The sequence below is a fragment of the Streptomyces sp. NPDC111606 genome (assembly GCF_055656945.1).
Window position 1 is genome coordinate 17,623 of the sequence record NZ_JBVKBY010000005.1, and the last position, 14,376, is coordinate 31,998.

The window sequence follows — 14,376 nt, forward strand, 5'->3', positions numbered from 1 at the left end:
AGAGGAACCCTGTATGATCACCTCGCCCAACCCCTATGTGCTCACCCGCCGGAGAATGCTCACCGCGATGGCCGGCGCCGCCGTGACCGGATCAGCGATCGTCTCCGCCACCCCACGCGCCCTCGCCGCGGACGACGAGCCGGCCGCCGCGGCGGCTCGCAGGCTGCCGCTGACCGTCGTCAACCACAGCGGTGAGTTCGCCAACCGCTCCGTCCATCTGTACATCGTGGGCACCAAGGGAGACCGGCAGGTCAGGGTGACACGGCGCGGCACCGTGGAGCGCGTCAAGCTCTCCGACAACCGCGACAACGGCTTCACGGACTACGCCATCCCGCTGGCCGCCCGGGGCAGCACCGAGCTCCGACTGCCGTACATGTCCGGCCGCATCTATGTGGCGCTGGGCCACAAGCTGAAGTTCAAGGCCGTCCGGGGCGCGGACGGCAACGTCGCCCTGCAGCATCCCGCGGGCTGGGTCGCGTCCGACCCCAACTACCCCGTGCTGCATGACTTCGTGGAGTTCACGCACAACGAGTCCGGCATGTTCTGCAACACCACCATGGTCGACATGTTCAGCGTGCCGATGATGATCCGGCTGAACGGCGCCAGGGACCACAGCACAGGCAGGCTCCGCGACGGCGGTCGCGACCGGGTCTTCCGCACCCTGCGGGACAACCCCGACTTCTCCCGTCTCGTCGTGGGCGAGCGGCGCGTCATCGCGCCCAGCCACGGCCTGGACAACGGCCGCTTCCCGCAGCACTACTTCGACCCCTACATCGACCGGGTCTGGAACACCTACCGCGACAAGCGCCTCGTCGTCAGGACCGACGCCGGCACCTTCACCGGCCGGGTGCGGGACCACAGGCTCACCTTCACCGGCCCGGCATCGGTCTCCTTCGCCAAGCCCTCCACCCGTGACGTGCTGTTCTGCGACGGTGCGCTCGCCGCTCCCAACGACGGGGTCACCGGACCCGTCGCCGCGGTCCTGGGCGCCGGCTTCAACCGCTCCACGCTCGTCAGCCACCGCAAGCAGCCCACCACCCGTGCGGCCGACTTCTACGACACCGCCGTCACGAACCACTACGCCAGGGTCATCCACGCCGCGACCACCAACGGCAAGGCATACGGCTTCGCCTTCGACGACGTGGCCGACTGGGCCTCCTACATCCAGGACACCAGGCCCCAGCACATGCACCTGACGCTGACCCCCTTCTGACACGGCCGAGAAGAACGCGCTGACGGCTCCTTTCTGGCAGTCACTCAGTTGCTTCGGTCGACTACGGGCGCCGAAATCCAGTCAGGCGCCCACCCGTCCCCCTGATTCCCAACCCATTCCTGACCCGAGAAAGGTCTGTCTGTAATGCAGATGAAGCGCCGCACGCGTGCGGTCCTTTCCTTGAGCCTGGCCGCTGCCGTCCTCGGCATAGCCAATGCCGCCCCCGCTTCCGCCGTGCCCTTCGGCAAGGTCAAGCACGGTAAGGCAACCTTCTACGACAACGTCGGATTCGGGGCCTGCGGAGACCCCATCGACGCCTCGTCGCAGATGCTCGTGGCCGTCTCGCCGAAGTACTGGAAGGCGGACAACCCGAACAACGACCCGCTCTGCAATGCCAAGGTCCGCCTGACCTTCCGGGGCAAGACGATCACCGTCCCCGTCGTGGACAAGTGCATGGGATGCGGGCCCAAGCACATCGACCTCAGCAAGCCAGCCTTCGAAAAGCTGGCCGATCCGGACAAGGGCGTGCTGCACAAGGTCAAGTGGAAGTTCGTCCGATGACCCGTACCTCCCACCAAGGAGTTCCCACCGTGCCCAAGCTCCGCAACCTCTACGCCCTCCTGACCGCCGTGCTGCTGGCCGCGACCGGGATCGGCCTGACCTCAACGGCGTCCGCCGCACCGGCGGCGAGCGGCGACTTCGTCGTCAGCAACGCCGAGTACAACAGGATGTTCCCGAACCACAAGCGCTTCTACAGCTATGACGCCCTGGTCAAGGCGATGAAGAAGTTCCCCGCCTTCGCGGACAAGGGCAACGCCAGGACCAAGAAGCGTGAGGCAGCCGCCTTCCTCGCCAACGTCAGCCACGAGACCGGCGGACTCGTCTACATCGTCGAGCAGAACAAGGCCAACTGGCCGTCGTACTGCGACACCACCCAGCCATACGGCTGCCCGGCCGGCCAGGCCGCGTACCACGGTCGTGGCCCGATCCAGCTCAGCTGGAACTTCAACTACAAGGCCGCCGGTGACGCGCTCGGCATCGACCTGCTGCACAAGCCGGGGCTCGTGCAGAAGAAGCCCGTCGTGGCCTGGAAGACCGCGCTGTGGTTCTGGATGACCCAGTCCGGCGCGGGCTCCATGACTCCGCACAAGGCGATGGTCGACGGCCACGGCTTCGGCCAGACGATCCGCAGCATCAACGGGGCCATCGAGTGCAACGGCGGCAACCCGGCGCAGGTGCAGAGCCGCGTGAAGACGTACAAGAAGTTCGCCGACATCCTCGGCGTCAGCCCGGGCAAGCACCTCAGCTGCTGACCCCTCTGCGCAAGCGATGACGGGAAGTCCGGCGGCCTTCCGCCCGAACCAGGCTACGGGCCGCCGGGCTTCTTTCCGTCAACTGCCTGCCTTCCCAACTTCGGAGAGGATCATTTGAAAGGCACCGCCGTGCTCGTGAGCGCCGCCGCGCTCGCCTCCCTGGGCTCGACTCTCGGCCTCGCACACGGCACCAGCCTCAGCCAACGCCGGCGCCATCCCTTCGCCCACAGCCGACGACGGCCCGGCGCTGACCGTCCCGCCGCTCCCCGCCCCGGCATCGGCGGAAGTCGACGCCCCCGAGGAGGAGCAGGCCTCCGCCCGCGCCTCCACGCGCAAGCCCTGGCGCGGCGGCGGACTGATCCGCAGGACGTCGGGCAAGGTGTTCTTCCAGAACGCTGCCGGCGCCACGTTCTCCTGTCAGCGACCGTCACCAAGGGCCTGACCATGCCGGCCCGAGAGCAGCCGACCCGCGAACTCTGCTCCGCGCGGGGCGGCTTCGCCATGCAACGGCCAACGCCCGGCACGGCCACGATCATCGTGGCCGTGCCGGGCGCCGGGCGTCTCAGGTATGCCGCGCAGGCGCCGCGTTCGGCCCTTGCGCGTTCCGGGACGGAATCAGAACTTCGCTCCAAAATTCTGAGTCCAGTAGGTGCCATGAGCGCTGCCCGCCTGCTTCACATAGCCGACGCCTATGTGCTCGAGCGAGCAGTTGAGGATGTTCGCACGGTGACCCGGTGAATTCATCCACGACTTGACCACGTCGGCAGCGGTGACGTGCACTGCGGCGACATTCTCCGCCAGCGCGCTCCAGCCGGTGTACCCGGACGCTTCGACGCGGTCGACGATGGTGCTGCCGTGGGAGCCGATGTGCCCGACGTAGTTGTGCTTCGCCATGTCCGCCGAGTGACGCTGCGCGGCCTTGTGCAGGGCGGGCTTGATCCTCAGGGCCGGGCAACCGGCCTTCCTGCGAGCAGCGTTGGTCAACTGGACCACGGCCTTCTGCATAGACGCGGCAGCTGCCCCGGTAGCCGGTGCGGCCGATGCGGACGTGGTCAGCGGCGCAGTGGAAGCGATCGTGCCGACCAGGATCGTCGCAAGGTATCGGGAAACGGGCAAGGCGCTTTCTCCGTTCGGGAAGTGCGCAGGAATTTCGGCCTTTCCTGCGGAGGAGCTGCGAACCTATCCGCCGACACAGCCCGCCATGGCACGGAAATTGCGGTGCGGGCGACCGCTGTTGCTGACCCGGAATTGACCCGGTTCTGGTCTCGATGGTGACCCCGCCAGCCCTGTACGAATGGGGCGCCGCCCAAAAGGCAAATCCGGTCCAGATCGCGGTTGTTGCACCCGACAGGAAGATCCAGTGCTGCGAGTTCGCCATCAACACGAGGAAATGGTTCTGCGGCTGCTACGCCGGCACGGGTCGCTGTCCCGGGGCGAACTGGTCGCCCTCAGCGGACTGTCCCGGACCACGCTGTTCGACATCGTGGTTGCCCTGGTGGACGGCGGAACGGTCACGGCGTCGGTGCCCGAAGTCGCCGGGCGCGGGCGTGGCCGTCCGGTGGAGAAGCTGGCGTTGAATCCGGCGGCCGGGCAGGTGATCGGCATCGACTTCGCCCGGCAGGCGGTGCGGGTGGCGGCCGCGACCATCACCCATGGTGTCATCGGGACGAGCGACGAGCGGCACGCGCCGGAAGCGTCGTGGCAGGAGCGCGTCGAAAGGGCGTACCGCCTGGTGGGGCGGCTCACGGGCGGGCCACCTCGGCTGGGCGCGCTCAGCCCGGTCGGTGTCGGGGTGAGCGCGCCCATGGCCGCGACGGCTGCCGGGCTCCCCGGCGTGGATGGCCACGGCATGGTCACCGAACTGGTCGGGCAGCGCTTCGAGGCTCCTGTGCGGTGGGACAGCAATGCCCGGCTCGCGGCCTTGGCCGAGTCGCGGTGGGGTGCGGCCCGCGGCGAACGCGACGTCGCGTACCTGCACCTCTCCGACGGGGTCGGCGGTGGGCTCGTCGTCGACGGCACACTGCATCGCAGCGCCCACGGAGTGTCCGGAGAATTTGGGCACATCACGGTGGATCCGGGAGGGGCGGCGTGTTGCTGCGGCGGTGTGGGATGCCTCCAGACGGTGGCTTCTGTCGGGGCAGTGGTCGAGGCGTATCGGGCCGCAGGCGGTGCCGCACGGGACCTGCCGGACCTGGTGGCCGCCCTCGACGCGGGCGATCGCAGGGCACGTGCCGTACTGGCGGGGGTGGGGACGAGGATCGGCAGGGTGCTCGCCGCTGTGTCCAACACCGTCGATCCCCGTGTGATCGTGATCGGCGGTGAACTCGCCGCGGTGGGCCCGCCCTTGCTTGCGCCGATCAGGCGGGCCCTGGACCTCGGCATCATGCCGGGTGCACGGGCACAGGTGAGCCTGCGCCTGGCGGAGTTCGGCGAGGTGAGCGCCGCTCTGGGCGCCGTCGCATGGCTGCGTCCTGGCACCGCCCCCCCAAGAGCCGACACACCGATGGGAGCCGACCGCGCTGATCGGCAGGAGGAGCCGGTGAGACGGAGGACGGCCACCGCGCTGCGGACCGGCACCGTGTCAGGCGACGGGCCGCTCGCGTTCCCGCCCACGTAGTTCGCGATCCCATAGATGATCGAGCACCCGCTGGAGGCCACGCTTGAGGTGACGCTGATACGTGCTGACGGACATCCCCAGCCGCTCGGCAGCCGCTTCCCGTGTCGGCGCGCCCCGCAGGAAACGCACGTCCAGCGCGCGGTGGTACTTCTCCGCCCGCGGGTCCGCACGCAGCACCGCGACAGCTTCGCCGAGCAGGTCCCTCAGCGCAGCCCCTGGTTCGTCGTGTCCCCGGTCGGCCACCATCCTGGTCCGTGTGAGGGGGCTTGCGGCGAGGCCGTCGCGCCGGTGCCAGGAGCCCAGAGCGTCGAGGACCGCCTTGTCGAACTCCGCACGGCTCAGGACGGTCATGTCCTCGGCGGCGTCATGAGCGTACGGTTTCGGCTTGGCTCCGGGGCCGAGCAGTTCGAGGGAGGCGCCGATCTCCATCCACCGCTCGCGGGTCACCACCCTCCAGTCATGCGCGTACAGCGTGAAGTTCCGGGCGCCCACCGCTACTTCGCCGGACAGCACGCGCTGATCCATGTACTCCATGAAGTCGGCCCAGAAAGGGTCGCTCGCCAGCACGAGAAAGGACCAGGCCAGGTGCTCGGAGTGGAGGAATTCCGCCAGGCACCGGTGGATCATCAGGTCCATGCTCGTGGACGGAAGCTGGTAGGAGTCCGAGGCCACCAGGAACCGGCCGACGGCGAAGTGCTCGCCATCCCGCAGCGGCCGCCGCGACCGGACGTGTTCCCACGCGGCTGCAGTGACCGGATCCCGCAGAACGGCTTCTGACAGGTCCGGCGTCAGCCGTAGCCAGGCCATCACGGCGACGGGCGTGACGGAGTCTGCCAGGCGGTACACGCGGAAGGCCTGCGGCTGCGTGTCCAGCCATGACGCGGCGATACGGGCAGAGCCGGGGCCCTCGCCCGACTCGATGAGCCGCAGCACGTCCATGCGGTCGGAGGGCCGGTAGCAGTCCTCGTAGATCCCGCTGTCGATGTCCCAGCTCAGGAAGCGTGAGACGAAGCCGTTGTGCCGGTGCAGATACGTGTAGGCCTGGACCGCCGGAAGCACTTCGGGACCGGTGGCCGCACGTGCCTCGTCCAGGAGATGCCGGCTCATCCGCTCGTGCATCCGCTGGTACCCGGCCGGATCACGCCAGCGCAGATCGGCGTCGAGGATCTCACGGACCAGGTCGTGCGGAGCCAGGCCGCGCTGGCCACACTCCACATAGGGCTGACGCCTCAACCACGCGAACAGGGCGGGGGCCTCCTCACCGAGCGTGCTGCGCAGCAGGCTCTCCGTCGTGGCCAGGCCGTGTGCACACACTTCGAGCGCGTGCTGGTGCGACGGCGACGGAGCGTCACCGACGAGGCATTCGACGAGCTGCCGCAGGACGGAGCCGTTCGACTCCCACGTCACTGTCTCGGCGTCGCCGCGCCGTGCGATCTCCGCAGCGAGGCGCAGGGCGAGAGGATGCCCGTGCGTGGATTCGATCAACGCATCGTGCAGGGAGGCGCGTACTCGCATGGTGCGTAACAACTCACGGGCCTCGGCGTCGTCCAGGTCCGACAGGCGGGCCACATGGAGAGCGGCGGACCAGCCCAGGTCCCCCCGCCAATGAGTGCACGGCTCGTTCCGGCTCGCCAGCACGACGAGAGCGCCCACCGGAAGACGCGGCAGGAACTCGTACGCGAGCCAGGGCTCCAGCCCCTGGCAATGCTCAAAGTTGTCCACGATCAGCACTGCGGCCGGAAGCTCCAGGACGCCCACGGCGCAAGCCTCGAAGGCCGAAGCTGACGGCTCCAGCTCCCGCGCGTTCACCCTCAGGACGCGGCGGCCCGCAGCCCGCGCCTCGTCGGCGAACCGATGAAGGAGCGTGGACTTGCCTGTGCCGCCGGGACCGTACACATAGAGCACGGCCAAGCGCTCGTCCTCCGGACCGGCTGCGGCGACAGCGGATCGGAAAACCGCCAGAGGCTCCGCGCGTCCGACGAACATGGACGCCCGGCTCTCGGCCAGACGCTCCGCCAGCCGTACATGGCGCGGCAGAACAAGATCGGACATCACATCGGTCCTTCCACATGACTTCTGAAGGGGGTGTCGACAACGCGCCCGCACCGTAGGGACCGACCTTGTGGAAATCCTGTGACGATCAGGAAGAGTCGCCGCTCGAGCCGTGGCAGAGCCGCGCTCCGTGCCGTGCCCGGACGGCGAACCCATCGGGATAGACGATGGCGTGGCCGGTCTCGCTGTGCGGCTGGCTCCGTTCGTCGTGGTGCAGCACCGTGGGACGCTCTGTGAGGACGGCAACGTTCTCGAAAGGCCACCACCGCCCGGCGGAACGCGCGACGCGCATGAGCCCGGCCAGCCGCTCCGCCTCGGCGAGGGGGCAGGGGCCTCGGAAGTAGTCGTAGAAGCCAAGCTGTTCGGCGTCATGCTGGCCGGGCACGGACTTGAGGGCCCGAGCCCCAGCGCAGCCGCGGAGGATCACGTCCCCGACCCGATCCCCGGCCTGGGCCCAGGCGTCGTCCGTCACCCGGGCCCGCAGTGGGGGCTCGACACGGTCCCGTACGCCGACCCAGACCCGGTCGCGGAGCCGTTCCCCGACCTCGATCCGGAGCAGATTGCGTACCGACGTGGCCTGCTTGAGGTCCGAACCCCTCATGCCTTCCCAGATCCGGGCCCACACGTGGTCGTCCACCCGGGCCCGGACCTGCGCACCGATTTCGGCAAAGACCTCACTCCGAACCCGGGCGCGGACCTGATCACCCGCCTGATGTCCGGCGCGGCCCCCGACCTGACCCCGGACCTGCGTCTCGACCGCGTCCCAGAGATCGGCCCCCACCTGATCCCTGACCTCGTCCTTCGCGTCCGCCACAACCCAAGCACCGACGGCTCCCGCCAGAGGCGAATCCAGCCAGACGAACGTCGCCGGGGGCTCCAGGCCGGCCACGCGATAGGCGGCGGCCACCCCTGCCTCGGCCTCATCCCGGTCAGCGGGGCCGGTGGCCAGGCCGTGGGCCAGCCACTCGTCGCGACCTCGGACATCGCACGAATCTGGAGTTCGGTGAGCTTTTCGATCTTCACGGTTCGGTGTTCTCCGCTCGCACCATCAGGTTCGGAGGATGTGTTCCGGGTCCTGGGCCGCCGCATGGGCGTACTCCCAGAAATCGAGGTGTCCGATGGCCAGGTTCACGTGCATCTCATTGACCAGCGCGGGCAGCAGGCGGAACACACAGCCCAGTTCCTCGTCATCGTCCTCGTCCAGTTCCTCATCCCTGGTCGAGACCGCGAGCAGGGCGTACTCGCCCCTCATCGAAGCGGCATCGGCGAGGAACGCGACCTCCAGACGCGGATCGCCCAGCAGAGTGGACAGCACCACCTCTTCCGGGCTCGCCCCCTCGAAGGCCGGGTCGTCCACCACGTGAGTGTCCCTCTCGTACTCGGCGCAGCCCGCGGCGAGCTGCTCGACGACCACCCGCCACGCTCCATCGTCCGAGAAATCCGTGCGCACGACGAGCGCCTCGGTTTCGAAGTCATGACCCGTCCGGTCGATCAAAGGTCGCATGCGCTGACCCTAGCCTTCGGACCAGCCGCCACTCGGCACACACGGACGGATCTCCTAGGGCACCGCAATAACTGCCGTTCACCGAGCAATTTCTGACCGAAGTCATCAGTCGCCGCTGGATACGTTCACCGACAAGTCACCATGAAAGAAGGAGAGTTGGGAAGTCACATGCGAAAGATGCGCATTCTCGCCCTGCCGCTCGCACTATCGGCCGTGCTCCTGGTCGGCGGACAGGGCGGAGCCTCCACGGCGCCGGCGCCGGCGACGGGCGACGACATCGGCCGGTCCGTGACCGCGGTGCAGAAAAAGGGCGTCAGCGCTTGGAAGTTCGACGGTGTCACCAGGGCTCTCTCCGACGCGAGGGTCGGCTGGTTCTACACCTGGTCCTCCGGCCGGGGCGGGATCAAGGCTCCGGCCGGCGTGGAGTTCGTGCCGATGATGCACGACGCGGGATCGGTGACCACTGCGGAGCTGCACCGGGCCAGAGAGCAGGGCAGAATCCTGCTCGGCTTCAACGAGCCCGACCGGTCGGACCAGGCGCACATGACTGTGAAGGAGGCGCTCGACCTTTGGCCCCGGCTGGAGTCGACCGGAATGCGGCTCGGCGCTCCAGCGGTCGCGACCGGTGGTGATGTCGCCGGTGGCTGGCTCGACCGGTTCATGAAGGGTGCCGCCGCCCGTGACTACAAGGTCGATTTCATCCCCTTGCACTGGTATGGCGCGGACTTTGACGCCACACGTGCGACAGCCCAATTGCGCAGTTACCTCCAGGCCGTGCACCAGCGCCACGACAAGCCGATCTGGCTCACCGAATACGCGCTCATCGACTTCACGAACGGCACCCCGCGCTATCCGACCAAGGCTCAACAGGCGGCGTTCGTGGCGAAGTCGACATCAATGCTCCAGAGATTGCCGTACGTCCAACGCTATGCCTGGTTCACGCTCGCCACGGACCGCGGCAACGGCAGCGGCCTGTACAACGGCGCCAGGGCCAACAGGGTCGGCGCGGCCTACCGCGCGGCAGGCTGACGGTCCCCGCTTCTGCCCACCGGCGCGTTCTCTCCCAGGCATGGCCGCCCGCAAGCAAGGCCCCCACGCTCTCTCAACCCGGGCCCGATTGGTTGCCGCACTCGTCAGCAACGCAGCCACGCGGCTCGTCGTTTCGCTGCCGTCCGACTATCAGGGTTCGATCGCTGCCGCGCCTCGTGTGGCAAGAGTTGCGATGTCGCGGGCGAAGCCGTCCACGTCCTCAGGCCAACTCTCGGGCGGCTGGAAGATGAGCAGGGCGACGGCACCGTGCAAGGCGGCCGCGATGGCTCTGGTGAGCGCTGTCGCGTCGCCGCGGAGCACGCCTGCCTCCACACACTCCTGGACCGTTCCACGCAGGAACCGGAAACAGGCCGAGGCTACTTGACCGCTGGCTGCGGTGGCGGGGCCGGTCATCACGAGACGGTAGCGGACCGGATGAGCCAGCCCGAACCGCACATAGGCGACCGAACGTTGGTGGAGCGCATTGAACGGGTCGTGCGAACCGGCGTCGGCAGAGGCATCGCCCATCCAGTCGCCCAGCTCACCCCAGACGCGTAGGCACACGGTGTGCAGCAGTTCGAGACGACTACCGAAGTGCAGGTAGACCGCCGGAAGGCTGACCCCCACCGCCTGCGCCACGGCCCGGATGGTGACCGCGTCCTCACCAGCCTTGTCGAGCAGCCGCTCGGCCGCCTCGACAAGTTCGTCGCGCAGTCGCGCACCGTCCCCGCGTTGCGCCCGTCGCCGCCGCGGCGCAGCGGCGGGCGGGGTGGAGGGCTCGGAGTCGAGCGGGTCCATCGTCAGCACCTGCCCTGCGAGGCGGAAGAGTCGGCCGCCCCGGAGCCGCTGCCGCTGCCGCGAGAGGTGGTGGGTGTCATCACGTCACTCGTCTCCGTGTTGTGGAACAGGGTCGCCGCATGTAACTTGTCGGCGTTAACTTAACTCTATAAACCAAGGATAGCCGATGACTGTCACCGCTGAGGAGATCTACGCCGTCGCACCGTTCACGAAAACGCTCGGAGTGCGCTTTGCCGCGATCAATGCGCCGGAGGTTCGCGCCCGGCTCGACCACGTGTCGGCTCTGTCCACGCTGGGCGGCGGCCTGCACGGCGGCGCGCTGATGGGGCTGGCGGACGTGGCAGCCGCCGTGTGTGCCGCAGTGAATGGTCCAGAGGGCACCCTGCCTGCGACCGTGCAGTCCAACACTCTGTTCCTGCGGCCGGTGCGCGGCACAGGCGCATTCGCGGCGGCACGGCCCTTGCACGTCGGCCGGAACACGGTCACCGTCGAGGTCGACATCAACGACGACCAGGACGTCCTGTGTGCCCGCATCACACAGGTCGTCGCGCTCCGTACACCCCCCAGCCGAGCCTGATCACCCAACTGCCTCTGCGATCACTCTGCGTTCATCATGCCCGACGGATACAGGGGCACCCGATCGGGATGACGGGCCGCGTGGCCGTACACGTGGGCGAGGCAATCGCACGACACAGCAGACGAGTTGAAGCAGGTCGGGCTCGGGCGCGCACCACGATCACCAAGGCCTGCGGAACCGCTCGGAATGGGATGGCACCCTCGAGCCAACAGAAGGCGCTGGCCCTGTCCTCATGCGCGTACTGCCGGAGATCACTCGGCCATGTATTCGGTTCGCCGTGCAGGTTCCACGATCGGTTGAGATACGGCGGATCGATGGTTACTCGATCGGTAGCCGGATGCCGGCGCGGATCGCGGTGAACGCGCCGAACACGCGGACATGCTCGACGTCGAATCGCCGCCGGTAGACCTGCCAGAGACGGGCGGTGACTTCCGCAGTGGCGTCGGTACCTGACCACCACAGCCAGACTGCCTTCAGTGGTGCTCCGCTGAGCCCGCGGCGGGCCCGACGTGACGTCACATGGGCGGCTCACAGAATAGCCACAAAGATCCTCTCTACCTTCTCGCGCCAGAAGCGGCGGACTGACCACCGCCGTTCGACATCACAGCGGTAGTACCAAACGAGGGGACGTAGCTTCCACAATGCCGACTCAGATGACACGGGCCTCCGCCCCGACCGACGATGCACGACAGCACGGCTCACCGTCCCGGTCACGCCAAGGGCACGAGACCCTGATTGTGAGCCTGTTGCGTGAGCACGGTCCGCTGACGCGGGCAGAGTTGGGGACCTTGTGCGGTCTGTCCCGCACCACGCTCTACGACGCCGTCGGCGCGCTCATGGACAGCGGCACCGTCCTCGCTTCGATACCGGCAGCGGCCCAGCGTAAGCGAGGCCGTCCGGCGGAGGTGCTAGAACTGAAGCCGTCAGCCGGCCATCCGCTCGGCATCGAATTCACAAGTCGGGCAGCCGGGGCGGCCCCGGACGCGGGCGCTGATTTTCTCGCGGAAGATCTTGTCCCGGGGGATTGCCGTGCTTGCTGAGCGCGTCGCGCTGGGGGGCGAGTTCCTGCCCGAGTGTCGAGGAGCGGGCGTAGCCGATGCGGATATCCGCGCTTGGCAGGTCCGGGTCGATGGGCGCCGGGGGGGCGGGGTGCCCGGCCGCCATGGTCGGCCTGGTCCCCGGTCGGCCGGAGTGGGCACCCGCAACACCTTCTTCAGTCGGGGCACCATGGTGAAGCGGCGGGTGTCGTAGGCGGACCGGTCTGCGCGTCACACTTCGGACCGGCGTGCTGTTCGACGTCGTCGGCGTCCGACCGGTCGACCGGGGAGGGTTCCTGAGGGGCCGTCATGGGCCCGGATTCTTCGCACAATGCAAGTCTCGGAAGAGGATCCGTCCCGCTTTTGAGGGGGAACGAGCTCTGCGAACGACTCCGGGATCGGCGGGGGGTCGGTGGCATCTGATTGACCTTGCTCGCGCAGAGGGACGTTCATGAGAGCCGCAACCCCTGAAGGAGCAGTTCGATCAGCTTTCGAGGATCGTAGCGGGGGTCGCTGTCCCGTCCGACGCAGAGGTTGCCGATGCCGCGCATGAGTTCGTAGGGCTGGATGCCGGGCCTGATATCGCCTGCCTCGACCGCGGCGTCGAGCAGTTGGGCGCAGACGGGCATCAGTTGTTCGAGGAAGTGGGTGTGCAGCGCTGCGAAGCGGTCGCTGTCGGACTGCAGGGCGTCAGCGAGTCCGTGCTTGGTGACCAGGAAGTCGACGAAGAGGTCGATCCACTGTTGCAGTGCGTCGAACGGGGAGGCGGCGTCGGCCAAGAGGTTCGGGCCCGCCTCGGCACATGCCTCGATCTGGTGGCGGTAGACGGCGGTGACGAGATCCGCCCGGGTCGGGAAGTGGCGGTAGAGCGTCCCCAGTCCAACGCCGGCTCGGGCCGCGATCTCCCGGATCGGCGCATCTACCCCCGAGGTCACGAACACCTCCGCGGCGGCGTCGAGCAGCATCTGCTGATTGCGCACCGCGTCCACCCGCTTGCTGCGAGCGGATGCCCCTTTGGACTGGCCTGCAGTGGGCACCACGCACTCCTTCCAGTGGCCGTTGACGAAGCGGATCAGTGTTCCGTATTTTAGTGGAACAACGATCCGCTTCCAGCGTAGCTGAAGGCGGTCGCTCCGCCCTACCCACCGCCGGCGCCATGTGCGACCAGCGGCAGGGGCCAGCGAAAGGCACACTCATCATGAGCAATCCCGCCTACGCAGCCGACACCCTCGGCTCGCCCACGCGCGTCCTCTCGGTCAGCCCGGTGGTGCTGCCGTCTCCCGGCCGAGCCGTGGACCTGCAGGTACGCATCTCCGCCCCGATGACCGGCAGCGAGCTTCCGATCATCCTCCTCTCGCACGGCCTCGGCTTCTCCAACAACCTCTCCTCGCTGAACGGCTACGCACCTCTCGCGAACACCTGGGCGGCAAACGGCTTCGTCGTGATCCAGCCGACCCATCTGGACTCCAGGACGCTCAGCCTGAACCCCGACCAGCCCAGGGTCGCCGCGCACTGGCGTACCCGGGCCGAGGACATGACGCGCATCCTCGACCAGCTCGACGTGATCGAGGCCGCCGTCCCACAGCTCCTCGGACGCGTAGACCGCAGCCGAGTCGGGGTGGCCGGGCACTCGATGGGCGGGCACACCGCCAGCCTGCTGCTGGGCGCCCGCCTCACCGATCCGCACGACGGAACCGAGGTGGACCTGGCCGAGCCCCGGATCAAGGCAGGTGTGCTGCTTGCCGCGCCCGGCCGGGGAGGCGACGCCCTCACCGACTTCACCGTGGAAAACTACTCGTTCCTCCTGACCACGGACTTCTCCACGATGACGACCCCCGCGCTCGTAGTCGCCGGCGACAAGGACGAATCCGCCTTCCTCACGGTCGCCGGACCGAACTGGCACACCGATCCGTACGCCCTCTCTCCGGGCCCCAAGTCGCTGCTCACCCTGTTCGATGCGGAGCACGGGCTCGGCGGGGTCTCCGGATACGACGTCGCCGAGACCACGGACGAGAACCCTGAGCGGGTCGCCGCACTCGCACGGCTCACCTGGGCCTACCTGCGCAGCGAGCTCTACCCCGAGGACTCCGCCTGGCAGACCGCGCGTGATGCGCTGGCCTCTCGCCCGGACCCGCTCGGACGGGTCGAATTCAAGTAGGTCTTGGGAGGAGATATGCGCGGTGGGGGCGTGGGGGGGCCCCAGGGGGCAACGATGAGGTGGTTCTTTTGAGGATCC

Annotated in this window: 14 protein-coding genes; 8 read left to right on the forward strand and 6 right to left on the reverse strand. The window is 68.2% G+C overall.

What is annotated here, in order from left to right; genetic code table 11:
* The first annotated feature begins 13 nt into the window (after positions 1 to 13).
* The 3 genes from ACZ7M7_RS18780 to ACZ7M7_RS18790 all read left to right on the forward strand — a co-directional run bounded on the left by ACZ7M7_RS18780 (position 14) and on the right by ACZ7M7_RS18790 (position 2,526).
* Complete coding sequence (locus ACZ7M7_RS18780) at positions 14 to 1,213, forward strand: beta-1,3-glucanase family protein (RefSeq protein ID WP_472118096.1); 1,200 nt, start codon at positions 14 to 16, stop codon at positions 1,211 to 1,213.
* A gap of 150 nt (positions 1,214 to 1,363) precedes the next feature.
* A complete protein-coding gene (locus ACZ7M7_RS18785; RefSeq protein WP_472118099.1) occupies positions 1,364 to 1,774 on the forward strand; it encodes a cysteine/serine endopeptidase inhibitor in 411 nt (136 codons plus the stop codon).
* Positions 1,775 to 1,803: 29 nt separating this feature from the next.
* Positions 1,804 to 2,526, forward strand: coding sequence for a chitinase (locus tag ACZ7M7_RS18790; RefSeq protein ID WP_472118102.1), 723 nt, complete (start codon positions 1,804 to 1,806; stop codon positions 2,524 to 2,526).
* Positions 2,527 to 3,141: 615 nt separating this feature from the next.
* Here the strand turns inward: ACZ7M7_RS18790 and ACZ7M7_RS18795 are convergent.
* Positions 3,142 to 3,642 (reverse strand): CAP domain-containing protein, encoded by a 501-nt coding sequence (locus tag ACZ7M7_RS18795; protein WP_472118105.1) that lies wholly within the window; start codon positions 3,640 to 3,642, stop codon positions 3,142 to 3,144.
* 274 nt (positions 3,643 to 3,916) lie between these two features.
* Here ACZ7M7_RS18795 and ACZ7M7_RS18800 point away from each other — a divergent pair, with 274 nt between their 5' ends.
* Entirely contained in the window at positions 3,917 to 5,143 is a 1,227-nt protein-coding gene (locus tag ACZ7M7_RS18800; RefSeq protein ID WP_472118109.1) for an ROK family protein, read from the forward strand.
* Here ACZ7M7_RS18800 and ACZ7M7_RS18805 read toward each other — a convergent pair.
* The 3 genes from ACZ7M7_RS18805 to ACZ7M7_RS18815 all read right to left on the reverse strand — a co-directional run bounded on the left by ACZ7M7_RS18805 (position 5,108) and on the right by ACZ7M7_RS18815 (position 8,699).
* Positions 5,108 to 7,195, reverse strand: a complete 2,088-nt coding sequence (locus ACZ7M7_RS18805; protein ID WP_472118112.1) for an ATP-binding protein — start codon at positions 7,193 to 7,195, stop codon at positions 5,108 to 5,110. The two genes, ACZ7M7_RS18800 and ACZ7M7_RS18805, sit on opposite strands and share 36 nt — an antisense overlap.
* Positions 7,196 to 7,283: 88 nt before the next feature.
* Positions 7,284 to 8,102 (reverse strand): DUF6745 domain-containing protein, encoded by an 819-nt coding sequence (locus ACZ7M7_RS18810; protein ID WP_472118115.1) that lies wholly within the window; start codon positions 8,100 to 8,102, stop codon positions 7,284 to 7,286.
* A 141-nt stretch (positions 8,103 to 8,243) separates the two neighbouring features.
* Positions 8,244 to 8,699 (reverse strand): DUF6924 domain-containing protein, encoded by a 456-nt coding sequence (locus tag ACZ7M7_RS18815; protein WP_472118118.1) that lies wholly within the window; start codon positions 8,697 to 8,699, stop codon positions 8,244 to 8,246.
* Between the two features lie 168 nt (positions 8,700 to 8,867).
* On the opposite strand from ACZ7M7_RS18815, the gene ACZ7M7_RS18820 reads away from it, so the two are divergent.
* On the forward strand, positions 8,868 to 9,728 hold the full coding sequence (locus ACZ7M7_RS18820; protein ID WP_472118121.1) for a glycoside hydrolase family protein: 861 nt from the start codon (positions 8,868 to 8,870) through the stop codon (positions 9,726 to 9,728).
* A 150-nt stretch (positions 9,729 to 9,878) separates the two neighbouring features.
* Here the strand turns inward: ACZ7M7_RS18820 and ACZ7M7_RS18825 are convergent, their stop codons facing one another.
* Positions 9,879 to 10,526, reverse strand: a complete 648-nt coding sequence (locus ACZ7M7_RS18825) for a TetR/AcrR family transcriptional regulator (protein ID WP_472118124.1) — start codon at positions 10,524 to 10,526, stop codon at positions 9,879 to 9,881.
* A gap of 166 nt (positions 10,527 to 10,692) precedes the next feature.
* On the opposite strand from ACZ7M7_RS18825, the gene ACZ7M7_RS18830 reads away from it, so the two are divergent.
* Both ACZ7M7_RS18830 and ACZ7M7_RS18835 read left to right on the forward strand, forming a co-directional pair.
* Positions 10,693 to 11,103: a hotdog fold thioesterase gene (locus ACZ7M7_RS18830; protein WP_472118127.1), complete on the forward strand. Its 411-nt coding sequence runs from the start codon at positions 10,693 to 10,695 to the stop codon at positions 11,101 to 11,103.
* Between the two features lie 653 nt (positions 11,104 to 11,756).
* Entirely contained in the window at positions 11,757 to 12,143 is a 387-nt protein-coding gene (locus ACZ7M7_RS18835) for a winged helix-turn-helix transcriptional regulator (RefSeq protein WP_472118130.1), read from the forward strand.
* Between the two features lie 446 nt (positions 12,144 to 12,589).
* Here ACZ7M7_RS18835 and ACZ7M7_RS18840 read toward each other — a convergent pair whose 3' ends face one another.
* A complete protein-coding gene (locus tag ACZ7M7_RS18840) occupies positions 12,590 to 13,177 on the reverse strand; it encodes a TetR/AcrR family transcriptional regulator (RefSeq protein ID WP_472118133.1) in 588 nt (195 codons plus the stop codon).
* Positions 13,178 to 13,338: 161 nt separating this feature from the next.
* Between ACZ7M7_RS18840 and ACZ7M7_RS18845 the strand changes: the two genes are divergently transcribed.
* On the forward strand, positions 13,339 to 14,298 hold the full coding sequence (locus ACZ7M7_RS18845) for an alpha/beta hydrolase family protein (RefSeq protein WP_472118135.1): 960 nt from the start codon (positions 13,339 to 13,341) through the stop codon (positions 14,296 to 14,298).
* The last annotated feature ends 78 nt before the right edge of the window (positions 14,299 to 14,376 follow it).